The organism is Streptomyces sp. NPDC025618 (assembly GCF_055558795.1).
Genome location: NZ_JBVHLW010000002.1, coordinates 161,350 through 187,445, shown reverse-complemented (window position 1 = coordinate 187,445; position 26,096 = coordinate 161,350). Strand labels below are relative to the sequence as shown.

Here is a 26,096-nt window from a genome sequence, read left to right as displayed (position 1 = left end):
GAGGGGTCAGCCACCCCAGCCGGTGGTGTCGAGCTTGCAGTCGAAGGGGGCGGGGATGTGGACCGTCTCGCCGAATTCGATCTCTGTACGGGTGCGGTACCCGTGTTCCGACGGTTCGGAGTGCACGATGACGGCGGCTTTCAGCATGTCGACGAGCACGTACACGGGCACGCCGGCCTTGCCGTAGACCTTGGCCTTCTCCCTGCGGTCGTTGTGGGCTGTCGACTTGGACGTCAGCTCACCCACGAGGGACAGCGCTTCGCCGGGCCGGTAGATGCTGTCGGTCCGCATGCCGTCGGAGTCCGCGACGTGGAAGTCGGGGCCGTAGGCGCCCGAGTGCTCGGCGAACTTGTAGAGGCTGCGGTATGCCCGTGCCCGGTGGCCCTCAGGGGCGTGTGGACCCAGCTGGTCGGTGAGTGCGTCGAGGATGAGGTCGTAGAAAGCCCTGGACCACGGTGACACTACGACCGTTCCCCCGATGATCTCCGTGTAGTAGCCGGCCGGAAGATCGGCGTCGACCTTCTCGAGAATCCTGCACAGCTCTTCGAAATCCGCTTCCGGTCCTTGGACGATCAGCGCGGGTGGTGGTGTCTCAACCATGACTGCCATGATGCGCCTCCTTCTCTGTGTAGGCGAACAGGTGCTCAACGTAGCGACGCTTGCGGGGCGTCCGGGGCCATCTCTTCGTGCGTTCGTCCGATAGTGGTACCGACTCTCGCCTTACCGAACGCAGGTTCGGTCTATGTAGCGCCTGGAGGGTGATACTCCCTTCCATTCGTGACATGGACACGGCATCATGCGCCTGCGGCCGCATGTCGGCCCCGCATCGGCAGCGGTCCCGTTCCGTCCCCACACGGAAAGGCCCACCCCATGTCCCGAAAACGCCTGGCAGGGCTGGCCGTCGGCGTGAGTGTCATGGCCGCGGCGGCCATGCTCCCGCAGGCCACGACGGCCCTCGCCGGAGCCTCGCAGCGCGGCCCCCACCGCGACACCGACGTCGTCTACGAGGTCCCGGCGCACCACAAGCAGGACGCGCAGACCCTCATCACCGCCGGATACGACCTCCTGGAACGCCGGCAGGGCGACCACCTCTTCGTCCTCGGCGACCGGACGACCGGTGACGGGCTGCGCCGCCTCGGCTTCGCGCCGACCGTCGTCCAGACCGTCAAAAGACCGGCGCCCGGGAAGACGGCGGCGGCCGGTGACACGTACGACGGCGGCTATCACACCGTCGGCGCGCACTACGCGCACCTGGACCAACTCGCCGCCCAGCACCCGGACCTGGCGACGGTCGTCACATACGGCAAGTCCTGGCTGAAGCAGACCGGTTCGGGCGGCAACGACCTCAAGGCCGTCTGCGTCACCAAGATGAAGCCGGGCGACTGCTCGCTCAACCCGAATTCGACGAAGCCCCGCTTCTTCCTGATGAGCCAGATCCACGCCCGCGAGCTCACCACGGGGGAGATGTCCTGGCGCTGGACGGACGAGCTCACGGGGCAGTACGGCAAGGACCCGGACATCACCAAGCTCATGGACACCACCGAGATGTGGGTCGTGCCGATCGCCAACCCCGACGGCGTCGACATCGTCGCGAGCGGCGGCGACAACCCCGTATGGCAGCGCAAGAACGCCGACGGCTCCCACGGCTCCTCCTGCGGCTGGAGCGGGCAGATAGGCGTCGACCTCAACCGCAACGCGGGCACCCACTGGGGCGGCCTCGGCACCTCCACCCAGCCCTGCAACGAGGTCTATCTCGGCCCCGCCGCCGACTCCGAGCCGGAGAACGCCGCGCTGGAGGGCCTCTTCCGGCAGCTCTACCCGGCCGTCCGCACCGGCACCGGCGACAGCGACCCCGCGCCCGCCGACGCCCGGGGCATGATGATCAGCCTCCACAGCGACGCCGGCATGGTCCTCTTCCCCTGGGAGTCCGACCACCGCGTGCACAGCGGCAACGACGCCGCGCTGCGCGCCCTGGCCGGCCGCATGGGCTCGATCACCGGCTATCAGTCCGGACAGGCGGGCGAGATCCTCTACGACGCCTCCGGCGGCACCGACGACTGGACGTACGACAAGCTCGGGCTGGCCAGCTTCACCATCGAGATCGGTGACAGCGACGGCCGCGGCTGCGACGGGTTCACCCCGGCGTACTCCTGCCAGGACAGCTATTTCTGGCCGAAGATCGAGCCCGCCCTGAGGTACGCGGCGCAGCACGCGGCGGCGCCGTACCGGTCCGCGGACTGAGGTTCTCCGGGTCCGGACCCCTTGGCGGCGGGGTCCGGACCCGGGCACGACGGTGGCACTGGCTACACCCCCAAGTCGGGCGGCAGTGCCATAGTCCGCCCCTGACCTGCGGCCTTACCGTTTGGAGCATGCGAATCCCCCTCGTGCTCCGGATCCTGCTCAAGCCGTTCGACGGCGCGGGACGGGCTGCCGCCTTCCTCGCCGCCGGCGCTCTCGTGCAGGTCGCGGCACTGTTCGTGCTGGCGGTGCCGTGGCTGCCCGGCGGGCCGACGGAGGTCTTCGCCGTGCTGGCCGCCGTGTTCGCCCCGTTGGCCGTGCTCGCCCTCGCCTCGCCCGTGCTGACCGTGATCCAGGGCGCGCGCTTCCGCGGCCGGCTCGGCGTGGACATCCCCCGGCCGGTCGGGGTTCCGGGCGCCACCCGGGCGGAGCGCGCCAAGCGGTGGCTGCGCTCGCCGGCCGCCTGGCGGCAGGTGCAGTACCACCTGTTCGCCGGCCCGCTGATCGCGCTCGGCGGCACGCTCACCCTGCTCGCGTGGGCGGCCGCCGCGGCCGCCGCCACCGTCTACGCCTGGATGTGGGTCCTGCCGGTGGAGGCGCGCGTCGACCACTTCGGCCTCACCACGCGGGCGGCGTACGTCACGGCCGCCGGGATCGCCGGGCTCTACGGCGCGGCCTGGCTCACCCGCGCCCTCGCCCGGCTCGACACCCGCGCCGCGCTGACACGGCTCGGCCCCAGCCGCGAGGAGCTCCTGCGGATCCGCGTCGCCGAGGTCACCGAGAGCCGCGCGGGCGTCGTCGACGCGGCGGACGCCGAACGCCGCCGCATCGAGCGCGACCTGCACGACGGCGCCCAGCAGCGCCTCGTCTCCCTCGCCGTCAACCTCGGCCTCGCCAAGGCCACGATGAAGGATCTGCCCGAGGACGCCCGCAAGGTCATCGAGGAGGCGCACCGCGAGGCCAAGGAAGCGATCACCGAGTTGTCCGACCTCGTACGCGGTCTGCACCCCGCCGTCCTGGAGGACCGTGGCCTCGACGCCGCCCTCTCCGGCATCGCCGAGCGCGCGCCGCTGCCCGTACGCCTGCACGTCGACCTCGCCTCGCGGCCCGCCCCGACGATCGAGGCCGTCGCCTACTTCGTGGTCTCCGAGGCTTTGGCCAATGTCGTCAAGCACGCGCAGGCGTCCCGGGCGGATGTCACCGTCGAGCGGTTCGGGGGGATACTGCTCGTGGTCGTCTCCGACGACGGCATGGGCGGAGCGGACTCTTCCGGTGGTACGGGGCTGGCCGGTCTGGCCAAGCGCGTCGCGTCGGTCGACGGCACGTTCTCGATCAGCAGCCCCACGGGGGGCCCGACCGTTGTGACTGTGGAGCTGCCGTGCGCGCCGTGATCGCCGAGGATTCCGTCCTGCTCAGGATCGGCCTGGTGCGGGTCCTGGAGACGGCCGGATTCGACGTGGTCGTGGAAGTGGGCGACGCGGAAGCGGTGTTGGCGGCGGTGGAGGAGCACCGCCCCGGCCTGGTCGTCCTCGACGTCCGCATGCCGCCCGGCTTCACGGACGAGGGCGTGCGCGCGGCGCTCGTCATCCGCCGGCAGTGGCCGGACACGGCGGTGCTGCTGCTCTCGCAGTACGTGGAGGAGCGGTACGCCGCCGATCTGCTCTCCGGCGACACGCGGGGCGTCGGCTACCTCCTGAAGGAACGCGTCGCCGACGTCGAGGAGTTCATCGACGCCCTGCGCCGCGTGGCCTCCGGCGGCACGGCGCTCGACCCCCAGGTGGTCTCCCAGCTCCTGCTCCGCCGCCACAGCGACCCCCTGGACCGCCTGACCCCGCGCGAGCGCGAGGTCCTGGAGTCGATGGCCTCCGGCCGCTCGAACGCGGGCATCGCGGAGGCGCTCTGCGTGAGCGAGTCCGCTGTGGCGAAGCACATCAATTCGATCCTGTCGAAGCTGGATCTGCCGAAGGCGGACGCGGATCATCGGCGGGTGCTGGCGGTTCTGCGGTTCTTGGGGGTGGGGTAGGGGAGTGGCCGGGTTGCTCTAGTCTGCCGTCATGATTCGCGCAGTGGTGTTCGATGTCGGCGAGTGCCTCGTGGACGAGACCCGCGAGTACGGGACTTGGGCCGATTGGCTGGGAGTGCCGCGGCATACCTTCGCCGCGATGTTCGGTGCGGTGATCGCGCAGGGTCGCGACTACCGCGAGACCTTCCAGGAGTTCCGGCCGGATTTCGACCTCGGCGAGCAGCGCGCGGCGCGCGCGGCGGCCGGGCAGCCGGAATGGTTCGGCGAGGAGGACCTGTACCCGGACGTGCGGCCCGCTCTGCGGGAGCTCCGGGAGGCGGGACTGTGGCTGGGCATCGCCGGAAACCAGACCGTCCGGGCCGGTGGTCTGCTCCGCGAGCTGTTCACCGGCGACGTGGACCTCATCGGGACCAGCGACGACTGGGGTGCGTCCAAGCCGGACCCGGAGTTCTTCGTGCGGGTCGCCGAGGCCGTGCCGTTCCGGCCGGAAGAGATCCTCTACGTCGGCGACCGCGTCGACAACGACATCAGGCCCGCGGCCTCCGCGCGCATGCGTACGGCCCTCGTCCGGCGCGGCCCGTGGGCGACGATCCAGTGGCGGACGCCGGATGCGCTGAGCGTTCCCACGTTCCGGGTCGAGAGGCTCACGGAACTCGTGGAACGCGTGGCGAAGTTCAACGCCGAAGCGCGCTGACGGTCGTACCCCAGGAGTACAGCCGGTCGTCGAGGCCCCGCACGCACGGCTCGTGCTGCCAGGCCGCGAGCGACCGGCGTACGTCCCGTACCCGGTCCATGCCCGTCGCGTACCAGGTTGCTCCGAGCTGTTCGAGGGCTTGGCAGGCGTAGGCGCACGCCTTCTCCGGGTCGCCTGCGGCTGCCTCGACTGCCGCGAGGTCGCCGAGGATCACCGTGCGCTGCTTGGCGGATTCGGCAGGCAGCTGATCGAGCGCCGATCGCAGGGTCTCTCGGGCCTGCGGAAGATGCCCTGCCTTCAGCTGGGTATTGCCCTTGAACGCGGCGAGTCGTGTCACGTCGAACCAGTCCATCCATGGCGGTGACGCGCCCTCGGATCCGTCCGCCAGCACATCCTCGCCGTGCCTGATCAAGTGGAGCGCTGTGCGCAGGTTGCCGCACCGTGTTTCGCATTCCGCCTCGACGGCGTCCAGCCATGCCCAGAACTCAGCCGACGCCGGGCCGCGACGGGCGTAAGTGCGAGCGGCTACGAGGCGCTCGATCGCGTCGTCTCTACGCCCGGCCCAGCCGGGAATGAACGCGGTGTGCGCGAGGATGGCGCTGCCCAGGAGGGAATCGTCCGCCTCGCCCGCGGCTTGCAGCGCACGCAGCAGCGTCTCGCCTGCCTGATCCGCTTGCCTCAGGTCGAAGAACTCGATACGCCCTGCGAGTAGGTAGCTCTCCGCGAGGGATGCCGCGACAACGGCTCGGCATCCGCCGACTGTCTCCGGGAGAAGCGCGCACCCCAGACGGGCGTGGCCGAGCACCGCCGGGTGCAGGGTGGCCGGGGCCACCGACCAGTACAGGCGTCGGTGTGCCCGGGTGACATCGGCGAAGTCCTGGCCGACGCTGGCCGGGTGGAGGCAGTTCGTCGCTCTGGAGGGTATGGGTGTCAAGGCCGCCGCAGCCGTACCGCCGTTGACGGGGTCGAGGAACATGGGGTCCGGCGGCCGGGTTTCGGACTGCCCCCACGGCGGGGTGAAGCCCAGCTCCTCCAGAGGCTGACGGAGCAGATGCGCGAGGACGCGGCCGACGTCCGGGTGAGGCCAGGGCGGGGCGGCTGATTCCCAGCGCCGCACCTGACGCACACCTGCCGTCACACCTCGCATCCCCAGCTTGGGCGCGGCCCGGCCGATGGCATCCGCCAGCGCCTGCTGCGACGCGAAACCGGCAGCCACTCGCGCTGATTTCAACCGGACGTTCCCAGGTGCTCGTGACACGGACCCTCCAGACGTAGCCGTCGTCCCCAAGTTACGTCTCGGCAGGGCCTGATGAGGTCACCCACTCGGGTCTATCGACGTCCCCTGGGGGTCCCCTCGGCGTCCTCCAAGAGTCCTCGAATCGGACCGGCTCGAACGAGAGGCTCTCACCAAGGCTGACTACCCACCATCAACGGCGAGGACCCCCATGCCCGATCTCATCGACGCCGCCCAAATCAACCGCACCATCGACCGGGCCCTCACAACTCCCGTGCTGCCGACGCACACAGAGCTCAAGGAGCTGGAGCAGGCCCTGCGCCGGCACATCCACGCCCTGCTGCCCGTCATCGACGCGCAGACCACCCGCATGAACCCCAGGAGCAAGGAGTGGGCCATGCGAAAGTTCACGCACGCCCGCGCCCGCGCCGTGCTGCTCGACGGGCCCGGCGCCGGGCTGCGGTCCGCCGCCGAGTACGTGGACAGCCTCGCCCACGTCTGCCGGGCCCTGCTCGGCCAGAGCCTGTGAGCACCCGGCCCACGGAACCGCCTGCCGGTGACGGCGGGCCCGCTCACGCCGGGCGCAACCCCCGCAGCACCAGGTCGCAGACTGCCTCGAACGCCGCGTCGATCTCCGAGCGGGACCACTCCTGCGCGTACGCCGGGTCGTGGAAGCGGTTCGTCGCGTCCCAGACCGCCCGTGCGGTGGGGGCCGGGTCGGCGGTGGTGAACTCGCCGGTCGTCGCGCCGTCGGCGATGATGCGGGCGAGCTGCTCGATCATCGTCTCGATGTGGCGGTCGACGACGGCGCTGTTCTCGCCGACGAGGACCATGTACGTGGCGAAGAGCTCGGGGTCGTCGCCCGCCTTGTGGCGTTTGGCGGTGAAGAGGGCGGCGAGCCACTGGCGCAGGCGCGGCTCGGCGGGGCCCTCCGCGTCGGCGAAGGCGGAGAGCGCGGTGTGCGACTGGTCGAGCCAGCGCTGGGTGACCGCCTCGCGGAGGGCGGCCTTGCTGCCGAAGTGGCGGTAGACGCTGCCGTGACTGACGCCCAGGGCCCGCGCCACGTCGACCACGGTGGCCTTGGCAGGGCCGTAGCGGCGCAGCACGTCCTCGGTGGTCTCGAGGATGCGGGCGGGGGTCAGGGTCTCGGGCGGCATCGGGGCGTACGGCCTTTCCGTGAGGGGCGGGGGCGCGGGGAGCCCCCGTAGTGACCGTACCCGCTCACTTCTCGCTGTCGAGATGGGCCATCTGGTCCGTGGGGTAGCGGTCGCCCGCGGCCGCGCCGGCCGGGACGGCCCGCTCGATGGCGGCGAGGTCGGCCTCCTCCAGCGTGACGTCGAGTGCGCCGAGCGCCTCGGTGAGACGGTCGCGGCGGCGGGCGCCGACGAGGGGGACGATGTCCTCGCCGCGCGAGAGGACCCAGGCGATGGCGGTCTGGGCGACGGTCGCGCCCTTGGCCTCGGCGACCTCGCGGAGCGCGTCGACGAGGTCGAGGTTGTGCTGGAGGTTCTCGCCCTGGAAGCGCGGGCTCATGCCGCGGAAGTCGTTCGCGGCGAGCTGCCGGTCGCGGGTGAAGTGGCCGCTGATCAGGCCGCGCGAGAGCACGCCGTACGCGGTGACGCCGATGCCCAGCTCGCGGAGGGTGGGCAGGATGTCGTCCTCGATGCCGCGCGAGATCAGGGAGTACTCGATCTGGAGGTCGGAGATCGGGGCGACGGCGGCGGCCCGGCGGATGGTCTCGGAGTTCACCTCGGAGAGACCGATGTGCCGGACGTGCCCGGCCTCGACGAGCTCCGCGATGGCGCCGACCGTCTCCTCGATGGGGATGTTCGGGTCGAGGCGGGCGAGGCGGTAGATGTCGATGTGGTCGGTGCCGAGGCGCTGGAGCGAGTAGGCGGCGAAGTTCTTCACGGCGTTCGGGCTGCCGTCGACTCCGGTGAAGCCGCCCTCGACGGTGCGCAGGGCGCCGAACTTGACGCTGGTGAGGGCGCGTTCGCGGGCGCCCGCGGGGGCGGTGCGCAGCGCTTCGTTGATGAGCAGTTCGTTGTGACCCATGCCGTAGAAGTCGCCGGTGTCGATCAGCGTGACGCCCGCGTCGAGGGCGGCGTGGATCGTGGCGATCGACTCGGCGCGGTCGGCCTCGCCGTAGAGGGCGGACATGCCCATCGCGCCGAGACCGAGAGCGGATACCTGGGGGCCGGTGGTGCCGAGGGTGCGGTGCTGCACGGGGACTCCTTCGTGGGGACTGGGGAGTGCCTCCTCGCGGCCGGCTCCCGGGAGGGGCCGTCGGCGGAGGGCACACCAAAAGAGTGACACATGGACTGACAGATTTCAATATCTGTCAGTCCATCCATCCTCTCCACCCTCGGCTCGGGGCCCGAGGGCGCCCCAGGGGCGATTTCAGGCCATCGTGCGCGGCAGTCGCAGACTCAGCACGACCGACACGGCCACAGCCACCAGTTGCACCGCCAAGGTCACCGCCAGCGCCTCCCGCATCCCTGCCGACGGGGCCAGCGAGAGGAAGAGCGACCCCAGCGTGGCCACGCCCAGCGCCATGAACGACTGCTGCGTGGTCACCATCACGCCGCCGCCGACGCCCGCCTGTGCCACCGGCACCTCGCTCAGCACGACCCGCAGCGTCAGCGGAAGGAGCAGCCCCTGCCCCAGCCCCTGCACGGCCAGCGCCGGTGCCAGGCCCCACGCGCCCAGACCGTCCCAGCCCCAGTAGAAGGTCGCGGCCACCGCCAGCACGCCGATGGCCTGGATCAGCGTCCCGGCGGCGATCACCCGGCCGCCGTACCGAGCCGCCAGCCGCGGCCCGAGCAGCGAACCGGCGAAGAACGTCACGCACAGCGGCAGCAGCGCCAGCCCCGCGGCGAGCGGCCCCAGCCGCAGCCCCTCCTGCAGGGCCACCGCGATGACGAACATGTAGCCGCCCCAGCCGAGCGAGAAGGGCACCAGCAGCGCCAGCCCGCCGCGCACCGAGCGGATCCGCAGCAGCGACGGCGGCACCAGCGGCGTGCGCCCGGCCGCCTCCTCGCGCCGCTCCACCAGCACGAACGCCACCGCGGCCACCGGGAAGACGGCCAGCAGCACCCACGACCACACCGGCCAGCCCGCAGCCCGGCCCTCCGTCAGCGGCAGCAGCAGAGACACCAGCGTCAGCGACAGCAGCGCCGTGCCGCGCCCGTCCACCCGCGTCGGGTGCTCCGAACGCGTCTCCGGCACCGTGCGCACCGCCAGCAGCAGCGCGGCCACCGCGACCGGCGCGTTCACCAGGAAGATCGACCGCCAGCCGGTGCCCGCGACATCGAAGGACACCAGCACGCCGCCGAGCACCTGGCCGACCGCGCTGGCGACACCGGCCGTACCGCCGTACAGGCTCAGGGCCCGCGCGCGGTGCTTGCCGTGCGTCGTGGCCTGGATCGTCGCGAGCACCTGAGGCAGCATCAGCGCGGACGCGGCGCCCTGCGCGACCCGGGCGGCCACCAGCGTCCAGGCGTCCGGGGCCAGCCCACAGGCCACGGACGTCACCCCGAAGGCGGCCGTACCCCACAAGAACAGCCGCCGCCGGCCGACCATGTCGCCCAGCCGGCCGCCGAGCACGAGCAGGACGGCGTACGCGACGCCGTAGCCGCCCACGACCATCTCCAGCAGCGCCGGGCCCGCGTGCAGATCGCGGTCGATGGTGGGGAGGGCGACATTGACGATGAAGAAGTCGACCATCGGCAGGGCCGCGCCGACGAGCACGGTGAAGAGGCCCAGGGGGCTGAGGGCGGAGGTCGGTCCAGTGGTGACGGCCGTGGCCGCCGGGGCAATCGGGGATATTCGGGTTTGGCTCACACAGGAGACGATGCCGACTCGCTCAGGCGGGTACCAGAGTCTCTTTATCCTGGTACCAGGACTACCTGCCAACCGGCTCGCGGGTCCGGCATGCTGGAGCCATGACCACGATGGTGCACGAGCGACGGCCTGCCGGCCCGACAGTTCCGGCGACCCCTGCCTCCGCCCCCGCCCCGGCTTCGGCGCCGGCCTCGGCCGATGACGTACGACGCGGCGAGCTCGCCGCCTTCCTGCGCAGCCGCCGCGAGCGCATCACCCCCGAACAGGCGGGCCTCCCGCGCGGACCCCGCCGCCGCACCCCCGGCCTGCGCCGCGAGGAGGTCGCCCACCTCGCCGCCGTCGGCGTCACCTGGTACACGTGGCTGGAGCAGGCCCGCGACATCAAGGTCTCCGCGCAGGTGCTCGACGCCATCGCCGACGCGCTCATGCTCGACCGCGGCGAGCGCGGCCACCTCTTCGCCCTCGCCAACTCCGTCGATCCGCGGCCGGACACGGAGTGCGCCGGGGTGCCGGCCGCGCTGCGCCTGATGCACGATCAGCTGGAGCCGTTCCCCGCCTGCGTCCAGAACGCGCGCTACGACATCCTCGCCTACAACCGCCCCTACGGCCAGCTGATGTGCGACCTCGACGCCCTCCCCCGGGAGGAGCGCAACTGCATGTGGCTCGCCTTCATGAACCCCGACTGGTGCGCCAGCCTCGTCGACCGCGAGGAGGCGGTCCGCATCATGGCCGCCAAGTTCCGCGCGTCGATGGCCGAACACCTCGCGGACCCCGCCTGGAAGTGCCTCCTCCGGCGGCTCCAGGAGGGCTCGGCGGAGTTCCGCGAGATCTGGGAACGGCACGAGGTGGTCCGCTTCGCGTCCCGCACGAAGGCGTTCCGGCAGTCCCGGGTGGGGTTGCTGCGGCTGGACTACACGGCGCTTTGGCTGGGGCCCAACGCGGGGTCGAAGCTTCTCACTTATACGCCGGCGGATGAGGAGTCTCGGGAGAGGTTGGAGCGGTTGCGGTCGCTGTACGTGTAGGGGGTGCGGTCTTTTGTCGGGTGCGGGTTGTTTGTGCCTGGTGTGGGGTGGCCTCAGGCGCCGGCCGGGCTTGGGTGTGTGGTGGGTGCCGGGGGCGGGTCTTCCGGGCTGAGGACCTGGAACGCGGTGCGCTGCGGGTCTCCCGCATGGAGTGCCCCAAAGACGCACCGCGTTCCAGAACCCCACCCTCCAGCCCCACCCTCCCACCGGAGGGCGACATCAGGTTTCGGGGTGCGCCAGTCTTTTCTTTTCAGCCCGTTGGGGGCACCTCTGGGGGCGCCCCCGGACGGAGTCTGGGGGAGGTAGCTGGGGGAGTTTGAGGACAACGCGCGAAGCGTGTTGCGGGGTCTGGGGCACAGCCCCAGTTCCGGGGCGAGCACTGTTGCGGGGGTCTGGGGGCCGGCCCCCAGTTTCGGGAAGGGGCGGGTAGGGGAAAGGCCCGCCGCAGGCGCCACCCACCCGCAGCCGGGGGCTGGGGCCCGCGCCCCAGTGCGGGAAGCGCGGGGCCGGCCTCAGCCCGCCGCCAAGCGGGACGCGATCCGGTCCAGGGCAGCGAGATCCTCCGGCGGCAGAGCGAGCAGCGCCGCCGGCGGCGACCCCAGAATGCGATTCGCCCGCTCCGCGGCCTCGCCGCCCGCTGCCGTCACGGAGACGATCTTCGACCGCCGGTCCGCGGGGTTCGGCGTCCGTTCGACCAGACCCCGCCGCTCCAGATCGTCCACGACCAGCGTCGTGTAGGGCCGGTCGGTGAGCAGTTGGTCGGCGAGCTCCCGGAGGGTCATCGGGCCCTGGGCGATCCGGCGCAGCGCCTTGACGCGGAAGAAGCTCATGCCGAGCGCCTCGACGACCTCCTTGCGCCGCTCGTTGCCGCCCAGGACGACCTCCCGGAGGTTCCCCCAGGCGCGCTCCGCGGTCCGCGTGGTCTGCTCGTGCGTGGTCATGGTGTCGTCACCGGGATCCTGATCTCGTGGGGAGCGAGTCGGCGGCCGGGTGTGTGCCGCCCGCGCCGAGGCGGGTGGCGGCGCGCTCGGCGGTGCGGCGGGCCCGGCGGCCGGTGGTGATCGTACCCAGCAGCAGGACGGCGAGGCCGCACCCGGCGATGATCCACCAGCCCGTGAGCTGGAGCCCGGCGGCGACGGCCGCGCCGATCACGGCGACGCCGAGCGACTGGCCGACCTGCCGGCTGGTCGAGACGATCGCGGCGGCGACCCCGGCGCGCGAGCGCGGCATGCCGGAGACCGCGGTGTTGGTGATGGGGGCGTTGACCAGGCCGAAGCCGATGCCGAAGAGGACGTACGCGGTGAACAGCGCCGCGTCCGTCGAGCGCGCGTCGAAGGCGGCGAACATCAGGCCGCTGGCCGTCATCGCCGTACCGCCCAGGACGAGCGGCAGCCGGGGGCCGCGCGCGCCGACCAGGCGGCCCGAGAGCGGGGCGCAGACCAGGGTCATGGCGGCCATCGGCAGCATGAAGAGCCCGGCGTGCAGGGCGGAGAGCCCGCGGTCGTTCTGGAGGTAGAGGGTGTTGAGGAAGAGGAAGCCGCCGAGCGCGGCGAAGGCGCTCACGCCGATCACGGTGGCCCCGCTGAAGGGGACGCTGCGGAAGAACCCCAGCTCGACCAGTGGTTCGTGGCGCCGCCTCTCATACGTCAGCAGTCCGGCGAGCGAGCCGAGGGCGAGCGCGAAGCAGCCCAGGATCAGCGGCGAGGTCCAGCCCGCGGCGGCGCCCTCGATGATGCCGTAGGTCACGGAGCCGAGCAGCGCGATCACCAGCAGCTGGCCGACCGGGTCGGGCCTGCGCGGCTTGGGGGCGCGGGACTCGGGGACGAAGCGGGCGGTCATCACCAGGGCGAGCAGCCCGACCGGCAGGTTGATCCAGAAGATCGAGCGCCAGCCGACGGACTGGACGAGCGCGCCGCCGACGATGGGACCCGCGGCCATGCTGATGCCGACGACACCGCCCCAGACGCCGATCGCGCGGGCCCGCTCCTTCGGGTCGGTGAAGGTGTTGGTGATGATCGACATCGCGACCGGGTTGAGCATCGAGCCGCCGACGGCCTGGAGCATCCGGAAGGCGATCAGCCAGCCGAGCCCGGGCGCGAGGCTGCACAGCACGGATCCGGCGGTGAAGAGCGTCAGACCGGTCTGGAATATCCGTCTGCGCCCGATCCGGTCGGCGGTCGAGCCGCCCAGCATCAGCAGCGAGGCCAGCACGAGCGTGTAGGCGTCGATCGTCCACTGGAGGCCGGGGACCGAGGCGTGGAGCTCCTTCTGCATCGACGGCAGCGCCACGTTGAGGATCGTGTTGTCGAGGCTGACGATCAGCAGGCTCGTACAGCAGATCGCCAGGACGAGGAGCCGTCGGCGGCGGGACAACTCAGGCATGCGGCAGCACCTCTGACAGTTGTATTCGTCTAATGATTTAAAGACTACAACTAAACTGGGTGGATGGGTACGCGACAATGGACGGCATGACGAACGACGCCGCCACACCCCTCCAGATCGGCCCGCACACCGTGTGGCCGCCGGTGGTGCTCGCCCCCATGGCGGGAATCACCAACGCGCCCTTCCGCACGCTGTGCCGCGAGTTCTCCGGCGGCAAGGGGCTGTTCGTCAGCGAGATGATCACCACCCGGGCCCTGGTCGAGCGGGACGCCAAGACCATGCGCCTGATCCATTTCGACGGCACCGAGAAGCCGCGCTCCATCCAGCTCTACGGCGTGGACCCGGACACCGTCGGCAAGGCCGTCCGCATGATCGTGGACGAGGACCTCGCCGACCACGTCGACCTCAACTTCGGCTGCCCGGTCCCCAAGATCACCCGCAAGGGCGGCGGCTCCGCGCTCCCGTACAAGCGCAATCTGCTGCGCTCGATCCTGCGGGAGGCCGTCGGCAACGCCGGTTCCCTGCCGGTCACGATGAAGATGCGCAAGGGCATCGACGACGACCACATGACCTACCTCGACGCCGGGCGGATCGCCGTCGAGGAGGGCGTCACGGCCATCGCGCTGCACGGCCGCACCGCGGCCCAGCACTATGGCGGCACGGCCGACTGGGACGCCATCGCGCGGCTGAAGGAGTCCGTCCCCGAGATCCCGGTGCTCGGCAACGGCGACATCTGGTCGGCGGACGACGCCGTGCGGATGATGCGCGAGACCGGCTGCGACGGCGTCGTGGTCGGCCGCGGCTGCCTCGGCCGGCCCTGGCTCTTCGGCGACCTGGTGGCCGCCTTCGAGGGCGGCGGCGCGCCCGCGGCGCCGGTCTTCAAGGAGGTCGCCCGCGTCATGGTGCGCCACGCGGAGCTGCTGGGGGAGTGGCTGGAGAGCGAGGAGCGCGGTGTCATCGACTTCCGCAAGCACGTCGCCTGGTACACCAAGGGCTTCTCGGTCGGCTCCGACCTGCGCAAGAAGCTGGCCGTCTCCTCCTCCCTGGACGAGCTGGCCGCTCTTCTGAGCGAGGTCGACGGCGACCAGACCTGGCCCCTGGGCGCGGACGGCCCGCGCGGCCGTACATCCGGGCGCAACCGGGTCGTGCTGCCCGACGGGTGGCTGGACGACCCGTACGACTGCGCCGTCGTCGGCGCCGAGGCGGAGCTGGACACCTCCGGAGGCTGAGCGGGCCACGCGGCGCGGGCGCGAGAGGAAGGGCCGGGATTCAGTCAGGTCGGGGCGTGATTCTCGCCACCACTGATCGGGGTTGCGCTCAGATGAGCGGCCGAAAAGGATCCGTACCCTTCTGAAGGGTGGCACTGGGTGCCACCCTTCTTGCGTTCATTGGTTGATGACTCACCCCTTGATCCGTCGACGCTGCGTGACCTCACGGATTCACCTTGTCATCCTTGCTTCAAGTGTTGAACGAGCGGGTTTCGGCCCCTTTTCCGGGCCTTGACTTTCGATCTGCTGGCAGACGGGTGGTTGCGGCCTCATGACCGTGGAGTGGACCTCCCGAGAAGCCTTCGATCTGGGTACGCTCCCCGCCGTCAGCATCGTTTGAGCAGCCTTCCCCTCACCTGTGTACGGGGGGACCCCAGTGAGGAGTCGAGTCCCGTGCCGGAAACCCAAGATCGCCAGAAGTTCGTCTACGACTTCACCGAGGGCAACAAGGACCTCAAGGACCTGCTCGGCGGGAAGGGCGCCAACCTCGCCGAGATGACGAACCTGGGCCTGCCCGTACCGCCCGGCTTCACCATCACCACCGAGGCGTGCAAGGTCTACCTCGCCAGCGGCAGCGAGCCCACGGCCATGCGTGACGAGGTCTCCGCCCACCTGGACGCCCTCGAGGCGAAGATGGGCAAGAAGCTCGGCCAGGCCGACGACCCGCTGCTGGTGTCCGTCCGCTCGGGCGCCAAGTTCTCGATGCCCGGCATGATGGACACCGTCCTCAACATCGGCCTCTCCGACGCCTCGGTCACCGGGCTCGCCGCCCAGGCCGGCGACGAGCGGTTCGCCTGGGACTCCTACCGCCGCCTCATCCAGATGTTCGGCAAGACCGTGCTCGGCGTCGACGGCGACCTCTTCGAGGAGGCGCTGGAGGAGGCCAAGCGGGCCAAGGGCGTCACCACCGACGTCGACCTCGACGCCGGTGACCTCCAGCGGCTCGTGGCGGAGTTCAAGGGCATCGTCTCCAAGGAGACCGGCCGCGACTTCCCGCAGGAGCCGCGCGAGCAGATGGACCTCGCCATAAGGGCGGTCTTCGACTCGTGGAACGGCGACCGCGCCAAGCTCTACCGCCGCCAGGAGCGCATCCCCGGCGACCTGGGCACCGCCGTCAACATCTGCTCCATGGTCTTCGGCAACCTCGGCCCCGACTCCGGCACCGGCGTCGCCTTCACCCGCGACCCCGCCAGCGGCCAGCAGGGCGTCTACGGCGACTACCTCCAGAACGCGCAGGGCGAGGACGTCGTCGCGGGCATCCGCAACACCGTGCCGCTCGCCGACCTGGAGCGCATCGACAAGTCCTCGTACGACGAGCTGATGCAGATCATGCAGACGCTCGAGACGCACTACAAGGACCTGTGCGACATCGAGTTCACCATCGAGCGCGGCAAGCTCTGGATGCTCCAGACCCGCGTCGGCAAGCGCACCGCGGGCGCCGCCTTCCGCATCGCGACCCAGCTGGTGGACCAGGGCCTGATCGACGAGGCCGAGGCGCTCCAGCGCGTGACGGGCGCCCAGCTGGCGCAGCTGATGTTCCCCCGCTTCGACGAGAAGGCGAAGGTGGACCTCCTGGGCCGCGGCATCGCCGCCTCCCCGGGCGCCGCGGTCGGCAAGGCCGTCTTCGACTCCTACACCGCGGTGAAGTGGTCCCGGTCCGGCGAGAAGGTCATCCTGATTCGCCGTGAGACCAACCCCGACGACCTCAACGGCATGATCGCCGCCGAGGGCATCCTCACCTCGCGCGGCGGCAAGACCTCGCACGCCGCCGTCGTCGCCCGCGGCATGGGCAAGACCTGTGTCTGCGGCGCCGAGGAGCTGGAGGTCGACACCAAGCAGCGCCGGATGACCGCCCCGGGCGGGGTCGTCATCGAGGAGGGCGACGTCGTCTCCATCGACGGCTCCACCGGCAAGGTCTACCTCGGCGAGGTGCCCGTCGTGCCCTCCCCGGTCGTCGAGTACTTCGAGGGCCGCATGCACGCGGGCGCCGACGACGCCGACGAGCTGGTCCAGGCCGTCCACCGGATCATGGCCTACGCCGACCGCACGCGCCGGCTGCGCGTACGGGCCAACGCCGACAACGCCGAGGACGCCTCCCGCGCCCGCCGCTTCGGCGCCCAGGGCATCGGCCTGTGCCGCACCGAGCACATGTTCCTCGGCGAGCGGCGCGAGATGGTCGAGCGGCTGATCCTGGCGGACCACGCGGACGAGCGGGACGAGGCCCTCGGCGCCCTGCTGCCCCTCCAGAAGGCCGATTTCATCGAGCTCTTCGAGGCCATGGACGGGCTGCCGGTCACGGTCCGCCTGCTCGACCCGCCGCTGCACGAGTTCCTGCCCGACATCACCGACCTGTCGGTGCGGGTCGCCCTCGCCGAGGCCCGCCACGAGCCGCACGAGAACGACCTGCGCCTGCTCCAGGCCGTGCACAAGCTCCACGAGCAGAACCCGATGCTCGGCCTGCGCGGCGTCCGGCTCGGCCTGGTCATCCCCGGCCTGTTCGCCATGCAGGTACGGGCCATCGCCGAGGCCGCTGCCGAGCGCAGGAACGCCAACGGCGACCCGCGCGCCGAGATCATGATCCCGCTGGTGGGCACGGTCCAGGAGCTGGAGATCGTCCGCGAGGAGGCCGACCGCGTCATCGCCGAGGTCGAGGCCGCCACCGGCACCGAACTCCGGCTGGCCATCGGCACGATGATCGAGCTGCCACGCGCCGCGCTGACGGCCGATCAGATCGCCGAGGCCGCCGAGTTCTTCTCCTTCGGCACGAACGACCTCACCCAGACGGTGTGGGGCTTCTCCCGTGACGACGTGGAGGCGAGCTTCTTCACCGCCTACCTGGAGAAGGGCATCTTCGGCGTCAGCCCCTTCGAGACCATCGACAAGGACGGCGTCGGCTCGCTCGTCCGCGCGGCCGTCGAGGCGGGCCGGGCCACCCGCCCCGACCTCAAGCTGGGCGTCTGCGGCGAGCACGGCGGCGACCCGGAGTCGGTGCACTTCTTCCACGAGGTGGGCCTGGACTACGTCTCCTGCTCCCCCTTCCGCATCCCGGTGGCCCGCTTGGAGGCGGGCCGGGCGGCGGCGATCAGCACGGGTAGTGACAGCCGCTAGGCGCTGGCCTGACAGGGTCTCGCCTGCGGGTTCGCTGCCGCCTGCGGGCCGTCCGCCGCCTGCGGCGGGAGCGGCCTGCGGCCGCGTCCTCAATCGCCGGACGGGCTGGATTTGGTGCAGGTGATCGTCAGCCTGCGGGCCGTCCAGCCCTGTCCGGCGTTGAGGGTTCGGGGCACCTGGCGCCCCGTCAGGGGCGCGGGGAACTGCGCGATCAGCCCCCACTGGCCCGCGGGTGGGCATGGGTTCGGGGTGAAGCCTGGGGGTGGCTTGCGCGTGCCGCCTGCGGCGGGGGCGGCCTGCGGCCGCGTCCTCAAACGCCGGACGGGCTGGATGTGCTGCGGGTTGACGACCGCCTGTGGCGCTCCAGCCCGTCCGGGCGTGTGGGGTCGGGATGCCGGGTCCCGTCCGGACGTTGAGGTCGGGCGCCGCGCCCCGTCTGGGCATGTGAGGCCGAGGTGGGGGCGCCCCGTCTGGGCGTGTGGGGTTGGGGTGCCGGGCCCCGTCCCGGCCTGTGCGGCCGGGGCGAGGGCGCCCCGTCAGGGGCGCGGGGAACTGCGCGATCAGCCCCCACTGGCCGGTGGACGGACAAGGGGTCCGGGGCGAAGCCCCGGGGTGATCCGCGCGTGAGGCGGGCCTCACCGCGGCGGACCGCGGCCCGCAGCCGAGCAGGGGACGGGGGCGAAGCCCCCGGGTAACCCGCACGTAACGCGCACCGCACCACAAGCTCGAGCCCGCGCCGGACGGCGACACGGCGGAGGGGCGGCGCCCGTGCGGGAGCGCCGCCCCTCTTTAACTCCCCCACCGGGAGTTGTCGCCGCCCGCATCGGCTCGGGCGGCAACTCGCATACTCAGCGGCCGCTTTTTCGCTCGCCACCCCCCACGGGAACGAGCGGGGGCGGCCCCGAGTGCGTGAATAGCATTTCGCTTCCGCGACGTTCCCCGCGAGTCCTTTCAACTGTGGCCAAAAGGACGTGGTAACAGCTCGTATCGGTGTGCATACTCAGTGAGCGGGGGGTGGTTGCGGATGTCTCATGTGGGGGTTTGGTGCTACGCGTCCATTTCACTGGACTCGATCTGGCCCGGTTGCGCCTGGCCGGAGACCCGGACGCACTCTGGGAAACCGTTTTGAGTCTGCACCGTCTCCGGGACAAACAAGGCGAGTCGATCTTCGGCGATTGGCGATCGGAAACCCGGGCCCGGTTGAATGGTGAAACTCGGCTTCTCGCCCCGCTGGTTCCCTCCCGCGGCTATTTTCCGGACTTCCTGACGCCCCCCGAAGGCGTACTCGGACTGGACTCGGGCATGCAGGCGCTGCGCGAGACGCCGCCCGACCGGGTGCACCGGGAGCTGGGCCGGCTCTCCACCGTCCGCACGCTCCCCGCTTGGATACGATCCATGGCGGAGGGCGACTCGCGGGCCTTCGCCAAGCTGACGGGCGCGCTGCACGCCTACCACGAGGCGGCCGTCGCGCCCTACTGGAGCCACATACAGGCCCAGATAGAGGGGGACCGCGCGGTGCGCGGCCGGGCCCTGCTCGACGGCGGCGCGGACGCGCTGCTCTCCTCGCTGCCGCCGATGATGCGCTGGCGCGCCCCCGTGCTGGAGGCCGACTATCCCGTCGACCGCGACGTCCATCTCAACGGGCGGGGCCTGCTGCTGGTTCCCTCCTTCTTCTGCCGCCGGACGCCGGTCACCTATCAGAACCCCGACCTCACGCCCGTGCTCGTCTATCCCGTCCGGCACATGGCGGAGTCCTCGCCGCCCGTGGACGCGCCGCCACGCTCGCTGGGCAAGCTCGTCGGGCACACCCGCTCGGCCGTGCTCGGCTCGATCGGCGGCGGCTGCACCACGAGCGAACTCGCCCGCCGCGTCGGGGTGTCGGCGGCCTCCGCCAGCCAGCACGCCGGTGTGCTGCGGGAGGCGGGCCTCGTGCTGACGCTGCGCAACGGCAGCGCCGTGATGCACACCCTCACGCCGCTGGGCGCGGCCCTGCTGCGCGGCGGCCACCGCGCCCCGCAGCCGTCCCGCCGCCCCCGGCCGTCGATCCCGGAGCGCTCGGCCCCGGCCACGATGCTGCAGTCTCCCGGGGGATGACCCCCGGGCCCCCGGCCGGGCCGGGTCGCCGTGCTCAGCCGTCGATCCCTGAGCGCTCCACCCCCGCCACGATGCTGCAGTCCCCCGGGGGATGACCCCCGGACCCCCAGCCGGGCCGGGTCGCCGTGCTCAGCCGTCGATCCCTGAGCGCTCCACCCCCGCCACGATGTAGCGCTGAAGCACCAGGAAGACCACGAGCAGCGGCACGATCGACACGGCCGCCGCGACGAACAGTTCGTGGATGTTGACGGTCTGCGCCGTCGTGAAGGTCGACAGCGCGACCTGCACCGTCCACGCGTCGCGGTCCTGGCCGATGACCAGCGGCCACAGGAACGCGTTCCAGGCGCCGATGAAGACGATCGTGCCCACCGCCGCGAACACCGGGCGCGAGTTGGGCACGACGACCCGCCAGTACGTGCGCCACGGGCCCAGCCCGTCCACCTGCGCCGCGTCCTCCAGCTCCCGGGGGAAGCCCAGGAAGTACTGGCGGAAGACGAAGCAGGCGAAGGCGCTGAAGAGCGTCGGCACGATCAGCCCGCGCAGCGTGGAGATCCACCCGAGCGAGGAGACGAGCACGAAGGACGGTACGAAGGTGACCGCCGCCGGGACCATGAGCGTGCCCAGGACCGCGTAGAAGACGGCGTTCGCGTGCCGGTAGGGGATCCGGGCCAGGCCGTAGCCGGCCAGGGAGGCGAGCAGGAGGGTGCCCGCCGTGGTGGCCACCGCGATCAGCGTGGAGTTGAGCAGCGCGTGCGTCATCGGCACGCTAGGGTCGTCGAACAGCTCCCGCAGGTTGGACCAGCGCAGCTCGCGCGGGAAGAACGTCCAGCCGGGCGCGGTGATGTCGGCCTCGGTGGCCAGGCCGTTCCGCAGCAGGAGGTAGAAGGGGATCAGGAACAGCGCGGCCAGCGCGATCAGCAGCACCAGCCGCAGCGCCCGTCCGGCCCGTACGAGGCCGTCGTCCGTCCGCCTCATCCCTCCGCCTCTCGCCTGCCCAGGCCGAACCAGCGGGCCTGTGCCACCGTCACGACCGCGATGATCAGCGCCAGGACCACGGCCCCCGCGCTGCCCAGGCCGAGATTCTGCCCTTGCCCGAGCGCCGTGTAGTAGAGGTAGACCAGCGGCGGCCGGGCGTAGGGGGGATAACCGCGGGCGTCCGAGAGGAGGTTGTAGAACTCGTCGAACGCCTGGAAGGCGTTGATGACGAGCAGCAGCACCACCGCGACCGACGTGGCGCGCAGCGCCGGGAAGGTGATGTGGCGGAAGGTCTGCCAGCCGGGCCGGGCGCCGTCGACGGCCGCGGCCTCGTACAGCTGCGGCGGGATGCGCTGGAGCCCGGCGAGGAAGAGCACCATATAGAAGCCCGTCTGGAGCCAGAGCCGCACGGTGACCAGCACCAGCCAGTACCAGGGCGGGTCGGTGGTCGACAGCCAGGCGACCTGGTCGGCGCCGAACCAGCCGAGGACGGTGTTGGCCAGCCCGAACCGCACCCCGTTGAAGATCGACAGCTTCCAGACCAGGGCCGCGACGACATACGAGCACGCGGTCGGCAGAAAGAAAACCGACCGGAAGAATGCGCGCGCGAAGCGCAGCCGGCCCACCGCGAGGGCCAGGCCGAGCGAGAGGGCATAGGTGGCCGGGACGATGAAGGCGGTGAAGACGGTGAAGGTCACCAGGGAGGAGCGGAAAGCCGGTTCACCCAGCACCGCCGTGTAGTTGTCGAGGCCGATGAAGTGGGTCGGGGAGACGGTGTTGTGGGCGTCGAAGAAGCTCAGCCAGACGCTCCAGGCGAGCGGCACATAGGTGAAGAGCGCGAGACCCAGCGCGAACGGGCCGACGAAAATCCAGAACCAGATGGTCTGATTCCGTTCGCGTGGGGTGAAACGCCGTCGGGTCGTGCCCCGGGCGGCCATTCAGGACTTCTTCCGTACGCGCCGGAGTTCGTCCTCCGTCGTGCTCAGTGCCCCTCGCACCTCGCGCTCGGGGTCGGCGCCGTCCTTGATGACGCGGCTGAGGGCGTCCTGATAGGCGGTCGCGCTCGCCACCGTCCACAACAGCGGCTGCGCATAGCCGTGATCGGCCGTGAAGCGCACCACTTCGGCCGCCGGGCCTTCTTTCAGCCGGTCCGCCTTCGCGGCGAGCGACAGACGGGCCGGTATGTGAAATCCGTAGGACAGTGCGAAGTCCTCCTGGAAATCGGTGCGGTCGATCCACAGCCACTTCACATACGCCTTGGCCGCGTCCCGCCGCTTGCTCCGGGCGCTCACCGCCGAGCCGTACGCGCCGACCGGCACGGCCGGCTTGCCCGCAGGGCCGTCCGCCGGGAACGGCAGCACCCCGAAGTCGTCCCCCAGCGCCTTGCGCACCGCGGGCAGCGCCCACAGGCCGGACCACTGCATCGCGGTGAGCCCCTGCACCAGCGCGGACGGGTCGGACCAGTCCGCGGGCGCGCCCAGCAGCAACGACTTGTCGGCGTAGAGCCGGTGGAGCTTGCCGAGGGCGCGGGCGGCGGCCGGGTCGTCGAAGCCGGGCCTGCCGTCGTCGGTGACCAGGGACAGGCCCGCGGCGTAGAGGGGCGTGCCGCCCAGGGCGCCCGCGCCGCCGTCGTTGCCGAGGAAGAGGCCCTTGGTGCGGGAGTCCGTGAGCCGCTTCGCCGCGTCGACCAGTTCGTCCAGCGTCCGCGGGGGCTTCACCCCCGCCTTCTCCAGCAGGCTCTTGCGGTAGTAGAGCACCTGCGTGTCGACGACCTGCGGGACGGCCCACACCCGGCCGTCGTAGATCTTGGGCGCGAGGGCCGCCGGGTGGAAGTCCGCGCGGACGTCCTTGACCAGGTCGGTGAGGTCGACGACCTGGCCGCCGCGGATCTGGTCCAGCGTCGGCCCGTTGACCTCGAACACGTCGGGCCCCGCGGTGGTCAGCAGCGCGGCCGCGAGCTGCTGGTCGTAGGCGCCGGGGCGCCACTGGACGCGTACGCGGGCGTCCTTGTACGCGGCCGCGTAGCGCCGCACGGCCTGCTCCGTGCCGGCCTCGCCGTACTGGTGGTACCACTGCTCCACGGTGGCGCCGCTCCCGCGGCCGGTGTTGTCGCCGCACGCGGCGAGCGCGCCCGCCAGCGTGAGCGCTGCGCTGCCCGTCAGGAGTCGTCTGCGGCTGATCACCATCTCGTCCCCTCGCTCTCGGCTTGGCCGTACGGCTCAACGATCAGCGATGGCGGGGGATTACGACAGGCCGCGTGGCGCGGTGGTTTTGCCTGCGGCGCTTGTTCCCCGGCCCCGCCCCTTCCCGGCTGCACCTGATATGCGGCTCCGCCGCGTGGGGGGAGACCCCCGGACCCCCAGCGCCCTGCGGGCGCGTCCTCGAACTCCCCCAGTTAACGCTGGGAGGTGCCCCCAACAGGCTGAATATCCAGCCTGTTGGGGGCACCTCCCAGCGGTAGCTGGAACGGTACGCCCTCCGGGATACGTGCTCCTGAACAGCAAGGAGCCCCGGCCAGCACTCAGAGAGCGCCGACCGGGGCGGTAGATCAGGAACGGGTGCGCTCGCGCTGGCAGTGCCGGCACACGTACCGGGCTCGGAGCACCAGTCGCATGGCTTCCGGGTCCTTGTGGATCTGGCAGAGCCACGACAGCTCAGACGCCTCGGGGAACGCGCGTTTCAGGAACCGCCGAGCCGTCGCGCGGGCGCTTCCGTCTCCTGATCCGGGGGTGCTACTTGTCATCTCCGTTGCCGTCCTCGTCAGGCTCCGGCTCCGGCTCGGGGGCGCTGATGATCTCGTTGCCCGCCACGTCGTAGCCGTTCACATTGTCGGTGCCCACGTCGGGCCTCCTTCGGTTTTAGCGGTCCGAGGGCGGGCATTGGAACCCCGCCCATCCTGTGGTGGTGCGACCCGCCCGGCCGCTGATCCATTGCCAGTGAAAGCGACCGGGCGGGGGCTGGAGCCTGTCTCTGCCGGGTCCAGTGACAGGGAAGGCGTCTCAGGCATCCGGCAGAGACAGGGGTCTAGTAGCGCCCTGGGGCGCCGTGGACGGCGAGCCAGACGACGAGGGTGCAGACGAAGGTCAGGAAGCCGCCGAGGAACACGCCTTCGGCGATACCCGGCCAGTCCACCCAGCGACGTTCCCGCCGTCGCCGAATCAGTGCCGTTCGGCGCGGTGCCGCTCCCATCCGGCGCGGTGTCCAGCGAGTCGCTTTTCGGCCGCCTTGATCGCTTCGGAGTCGTCCTGAACGCGTGCCCAGCCCAACCCTCCGATGGCAGCGTTGATGTTTTCGCGGTAGCTCTCGCAGGCTCTGCACCACATCACCACCCCCGCTGTTCATGGGTGAGCAACAGGTTGCGGGCCCGCGCACGGTCGCCGTCAGTGCCCTTGCGGTACTCCGAGGTGCGCCACAGCTCCCCGGCACCGAACGGCTTCAGCGTCACTTCCAGCCGGTGGCCGTCCCACGCAACCGCCGTTCCGACTGTGCCCCGGGCGGTATCGGCCACCAGATCCCCGGGGGCGGGAATCCACATGGCTTCGGTCACTCCGCCACCGCCATGTGACGCGTCTTGTTGTGGTCCGCCAAGGCGTCGTCCAGTCCCCGGCGGACGGGCGGCTGAGCGTGCGTCGGTCGTCCTTTGCCCCGCTGCCCGTCGAGGGCTGCTCCTGCTTATGCTCTCTCATGGCTGCCTGCCTCTTTCAGGTGGTCCATGCCCCCGGGCCGGGAGCACGGTCGCGGCGGTGCACGCTTTGTGTGCCCCCAACGTCCCGCCTGCTGGACTGGCCGTGTAGGGGCATGAGTAGAAGCAAGTCCCGCCCGAACCGGGGTTCTTGCCGTACCTGGGGGCAGCGCTAGGGGCAAGATGGGCCTATGGCCGTCGGCGCACTGATCAGGGACCTCCGTGAGGCACGAGGATGGTCCCAGGGACGACTGGCGGATGAGATCAACGATGCCTTCGGGGCGGGGCTCACTCGTGAGTACGTCAGTCGCTGGGAACGCTCCGAGGTGGAACCAGGAGCGTTCTGCCTCCGATGTTTGTCGGCCGTCCTGGACGTGCCCCTAGCGGTTCTTGAGGGTGAAGTGAAACGTCGTACATTCCTGTCCGATGTGGCAGCCACCGCCATCGCGCCGGTGGTGGCCTCAGACTTGCTCAGCGTTGGGTTCGCTGCCCGACTTCGCGGCGGCCCCTCCGTAGGCGACTGGGAAAGCAAGCTGGCCGCCTACGGAACTGAATACATGAGCCTCGGCGCCGCCGACATTCAGCGGCGCGTGTCTGTACGCAAAAACGTTTCCAGGCTCTGACGGCGCCAAGGCTGTGAATTGGTACCGCCTTGCCGCTGAGGCGGCGGACCAATCCGGCGACGATGACGCCCGCGTGTGGGTTCGGGGGCGTGCCGCTATCGCCTTGGGCTACGAGGGCGCTTCCCTCGGAGTTGCTGATGTGCTCGCCGATCAGGCGATAGCGATCAGCGACAAGCCATCACTGGGGTTCCTGAACGCGATCATGGGGAAGGCGCACGCCGCAGCCATCCGGGGAGACGCCGAAACGGCTCGCCAACTCATGAATCAAGGACGCCATGTGTTCGATAAGGCGGCATCCGGTGAACAGACATCTGACTATGCAGTGCCCTGGTGGCGAATGAACGTTTTCATCTCTCTCCTTGCTGCGCGGCTTGGTGAAGAAAAGGTAGCGGTAGAAGCTCAGGAAGCAGCCCGCCTGGAGCTTCCCTCGGTTCTACCGCGATTCGCAACTCACCTTGAGATGCACCGAGGGTTGATGCTGGCTCGCTCCGGAGATAAGTACGGCGGCACCAAGTATGCGCGGGCAGCGCTTGACGCTCTTCTGTCAGAAAAGCACTCACTTACGCTTCGCATGCTTATGACTGAAGTGGAACAGTCCTAGTCAGCGGTCGTCCGTAGTGGCGAATGGCCAATGAAAAAGCCCCCGACGTCTGCCGGCGGGGCGGCGTCGAGCAGGCCGAGGAAACGCAACAGGGGGTGCGCCACGGGAACACCGTGACGCGGAGGCTGAGCGCGAGCTCAGCACGGGCAGGGTCAGCGGTATCGGTCACGTCCCGGTTCGAGTGAGTGGAACGCCTGATCACGACGGGCGGCATGTCCCCGCGAAGGGGTGCGAGCGTTCTGGCAGGGGCGAAGGTCTTCACGCCCTGGGTCTCGAGTCAATTGGCAGGCGCAGAGGTGGTCACACTGG

Annotated in this window: 20 protein-coding genes and 1 pseudogene; 10 read left to right on the top strand and 11 right to left on the bottom strand. The window is 70.7% G+C overall.

Annotation, left to right across the window (positions count from 1 at the left end; genetic code table 11):
• Positions 1 to 6 precede the first annotated feature (6 nt).
• A complete protein-coding gene (locus ACZ4A5_RS03045; protein WP_467577793.1) occupies positions 7 to 609 on the bottom strand; it encodes a Uma2 family endonuclease in 603 nt (200 codons plus the stop codon).
• A gap of 261 nt (positions 610 to 870) precedes the next feature.
• Between ACZ4A5_RS03045 and ACZ4A5_RS03040 the strand changes: the two genes are divergently transcribed.
• The 4 genes from ACZ4A5_RS03040 to ACZ4A5_RS03025 all read left to right on the top strand — a co-directional run bounded on the left by ACZ4A5_RS03040 (position 871) and on the right by ACZ4A5_RS03025 (position 4,955).
• A complete protein-coding gene (locus ACZ4A5_RS03040; protein ID WP_467577790.1) occupies positions 871 to 2,241 on the top strand; it encodes a M14 family zinc carboxypeptidase in 1,371 nt (456 codons plus the stop codon).
• 128 nt (positions 2,242 to 2,369) lie between these two features.
• Positions 2,370 to 3,629 carry a sensor histidine kinase gene (locus ACZ4A5_RS03035; RefSeq protein ID WP_467577787.1) on the top strand — a complete coding sequence of 420 codons (1,260 nt, stop codon included), beginning with the start codon at positions 2,370 to 2,372 and terminating at the stop codon, positions 3,627 to 3,629.
• Positions 3,617 to 4,261 (top strand): response regulator transcription factor, encoded by a 645-nt coding sequence (locus tag ACZ4A5_RS03030; protein WP_467577784.1) that lies wholly within the window; start codon positions 3,617 to 3,619, stop codon positions 4,259 to 4,261. Before ACZ4A5_RS03035 ends, ACZ4A5_RS03030 begins: the two co-directional genes overlap by 13 nt.
• 31 nt (positions 4,262 to 4,292) lie before the next feature.
• The gene (locus tag ACZ4A5_RS03025) at positions 4,293 to 4,955 is read left to right on the top strand and encodes an HAD family hydrolase (RefSeq protein WP_467577781.1); all 663 of its coding nucleotides are present in this window, start codon (positions 4,293 to 4,295) and stop codon (positions 4,953 to 4,955) included.
• Here ACZ4A5_RS03025 and ACZ4A5_RS03020 read toward each other — a convergent pair.
• Positions 4,936 to 6,213 carry a transcriptional regulator gene (locus tag ACZ4A5_RS03020; protein ID WP_398871672.1) on the bottom strand — a complete coding sequence of 426 codons (1,278 nt, stop codon included), beginning with the start codon at positions 6,211 to 6,213 and terminating at the stop codon, positions 4,936 to 4,938. The genes ACZ4A5_RS03025 and ACZ4A5_RS03020 overlap by 20 nt on opposite strands.
• Positions 6,214 to 6,400: 187 nt before the next feature.
• Between ACZ4A5_RS03020 and ACZ4A5_RS03015 the strand changes: the two genes are divergently transcribed.
• On the top strand, positions 6,401 to 6,718 hold the full coding sequence (locus tag ACZ4A5_RS03015; RefSeq protein WP_467577777.1) for a DUF6415 family natural product biosynthesis protein: 318 nt from the start codon (positions 6,401 to 6,403) through the stop codon (positions 6,716 to 6,718).
• A 43-nt stretch (positions 6,719 to 6,761) separates the two neighbouring features.
• Here ACZ4A5_RS03015 and ACZ4A5_RS03010 read toward each other — a convergent pair whose 3' ends face one another.
• From ACZ4A5_RS03010 to ACZ4A5_RS03000, 3 genes are all read right to left on the bottom strand, one after another.
• Positions 6,762 to 7,346 (bottom strand): TetR/AcrR family transcriptional regulator, encoded by a 585-nt coding sequence (locus tag ACZ4A5_RS03010; RefSeq protein ID WP_467577774.1) that lies wholly within the window; start codon positions 7,344 to 7,346, stop codon positions 6,762 to 6,764.
• A 64-nt stretch (positions 7,347 to 7,410) separates the two neighbouring features.
• A complete protein-coding gene (locus ACZ4A5_RS03005; protein ID WP_467577772.1) occupies positions 7,411 to 8,415 on the bottom strand; it encodes an aldo/keto reductase in 1,005 nt (334 codons plus the stop codon).
• A 174-nt stretch (positions 8,416 to 8,589) separates the two neighbouring features.
• The gene (locus tag ACZ4A5_RS03000; protein ID WP_467577769.1) at positions 8,590 to 10,032 is read right to left on the bottom strand and encodes an MFS transporter; all 1,443 of its coding nucleotides are present in this window, start codon (positions 10,030 to 10,032) and stop codon (positions 8,590 to 8,592) included.
• A 101-nt stretch (positions 10,033 to 10,133) separates the two neighbouring features.
• On the opposite strand from ACZ4A5_RS03000, the gene ACZ4A5_RS02995 reads away from it, so the two are divergent.
• A complete protein-coding gene (locus ACZ4A5_RS02995; protein ID WP_467577766.1) occupies positions 10,134 to 11,054 on the top strand; it encodes a helix-turn-helix transcriptional regulator in 921 nt (306 codons plus the stop codon).
• Between the two features lie 512 nt (positions 11,055 to 11,566).
• Here the strand turns inward: ACZ4A5_RS02995 and ACZ4A5_RS02990 are convergent.
• Both ACZ4A5_RS02990 and ACZ4A5_RS02985 read right to left on the bottom strand, forming a co-directional pair.
• Positions 11,567 to 11,995 carry a MarR family winged helix-turn-helix transcriptional regulator gene (locus tag ACZ4A5_RS02990; protein ID WP_467577763.1) on the bottom strand — a complete coding sequence of 143 codons (429 nt, stop codon included), beginning with the start codon at positions 11,993 to 11,995 and terminating at the stop codon, positions 11,567 to 11,569.
• A gap of 7 nt (positions 11,996 to 12,002) precedes the next feature.
• Positions 12,003 to 13,436, bottom strand: coding sequence for an MFS transporter (locus ACZ4A5_RS02985; RefSeq protein WP_467577760.1), 1,434 nt, complete (start codon positions 13,434 to 13,436; stop codon positions 12,003 to 12,005).
• An 86-nt stretch (positions 13,437 to 13,522) separates the two neighbouring features.
• Here ACZ4A5_RS02985 and dusB point away from each other — a divergent pair, with 86 nt between their 5' ends.
• The 3 genes from dusB (at position 13,523) to ACZ4A5_RS02970 (ending at position 19,906) form a co-directional block, all read left to right on the top strand.
• Positions 13,523 to 14,665 carry a tRNA dihydrouridine synthase DusB gene (dusB, locus tag ACZ4A5_RS02980; RefSeq protein WP_398871656.1) on the top strand — a complete coding sequence of 381 codons (1,143 nt, stop codon included), beginning with the start codon at positions 13,523 to 13,525 and terminating at the stop codon, positions 14,663 to 14,665.
• A gap of 432 nt (positions 14,666 to 15,097) precedes the next feature.
• The gene (gene ppdK / locus ACZ4A5_RS02975; RefSeq protein WP_467577757.1) at positions 15,098 to 17,812 is read left to right on the top strand and encodes a pyruvate, phosphate dikinase; all 2,715 of its coding nucleotides are present in this window, start codon (positions 15,098 to 15,100) and stop codon (positions 17,810 to 17,812) included.
• A 1,044-nt stretch (positions 17,813 to 18,856) separates the two neighbouring features.
• Positions 18,857 to 19,906, top strand: coding sequence for an ArsR/SmtB family transcription factor (locus tag ACZ4A5_RS02970; protein WP_398871652.1), 1,050 nt, complete (start codon positions 18,857 to 18,859; stop codon positions 19,904 to 19,906).
• Between the two features lie 129 nt (positions 19,907 to 20,035).
• Here ACZ4A5_RS02970 and ACZ4A5_RS02965 read toward each other — a convergent pair whose 3' ends face one another.
• The 4 genes from ACZ4A5_RS02965 to ACZ4A5_RS02950 form a co-directional block, all read right to left on the bottom strand.
• Entirely contained in the window at positions 20,036 to 20,881 is an 846-nt protein-coding gene (locus tag ACZ4A5_RS02965; RefSeq protein WP_467577754.1) for a carbohydrate ABC transporter permease, read from the bottom strand.
• Positions 20,878 to 21,819 (bottom strand): carbohydrate ABC transporter permease, encoded by a 942-nt coding sequence (locus ACZ4A5_RS02960; protein WP_467577752.1) that lies wholly within the window; start codon positions 21,817 to 21,819, stop codon positions 20,878 to 20,880. The genes ACZ4A5_RS02965 and ACZ4A5_RS02960 overlap by 4 nt, the downstream gene beginning before the upstream one ends.
• Positions 21,820 to 23,067, bottom strand: a complete 1,248-nt coding sequence (locus ACZ4A5_RS02955; protein WP_467577749.1) for an ABC transporter substrate-binding protein — start codon at positions 23,065 to 23,067, stop codon at positions 21,820 to 21,822.
• A gap of 1,136 nt (positions 23,068 to 24,203) precedes the next feature.
• On the bottom strand, positions 24,204 to 24,428 hold the full coding sequence (locus tag ACZ4A5_RS02950) for a hypothetical protein (RefSeq protein WP_467577747.1): 225 nt from the start codon (positions 24,426 to 24,428) through the stop codon (positions 24,204 to 24,206).
• 326 nt (positions 24,429 to 24,754) lie between these two features.
• Between ACZ4A5_RS02950 and ACZ4A5_RS02945 the strand changes: the two are divergent.
• Positions 24,755 to 25,787: pseudogene (locus tag ACZ4A5_RS02945) on the top strand (helix-turn-helix domain-containing protein).
• The last annotated feature ends 309 nt before the right edge of the window (positions 25,788 to 26,096 follow it).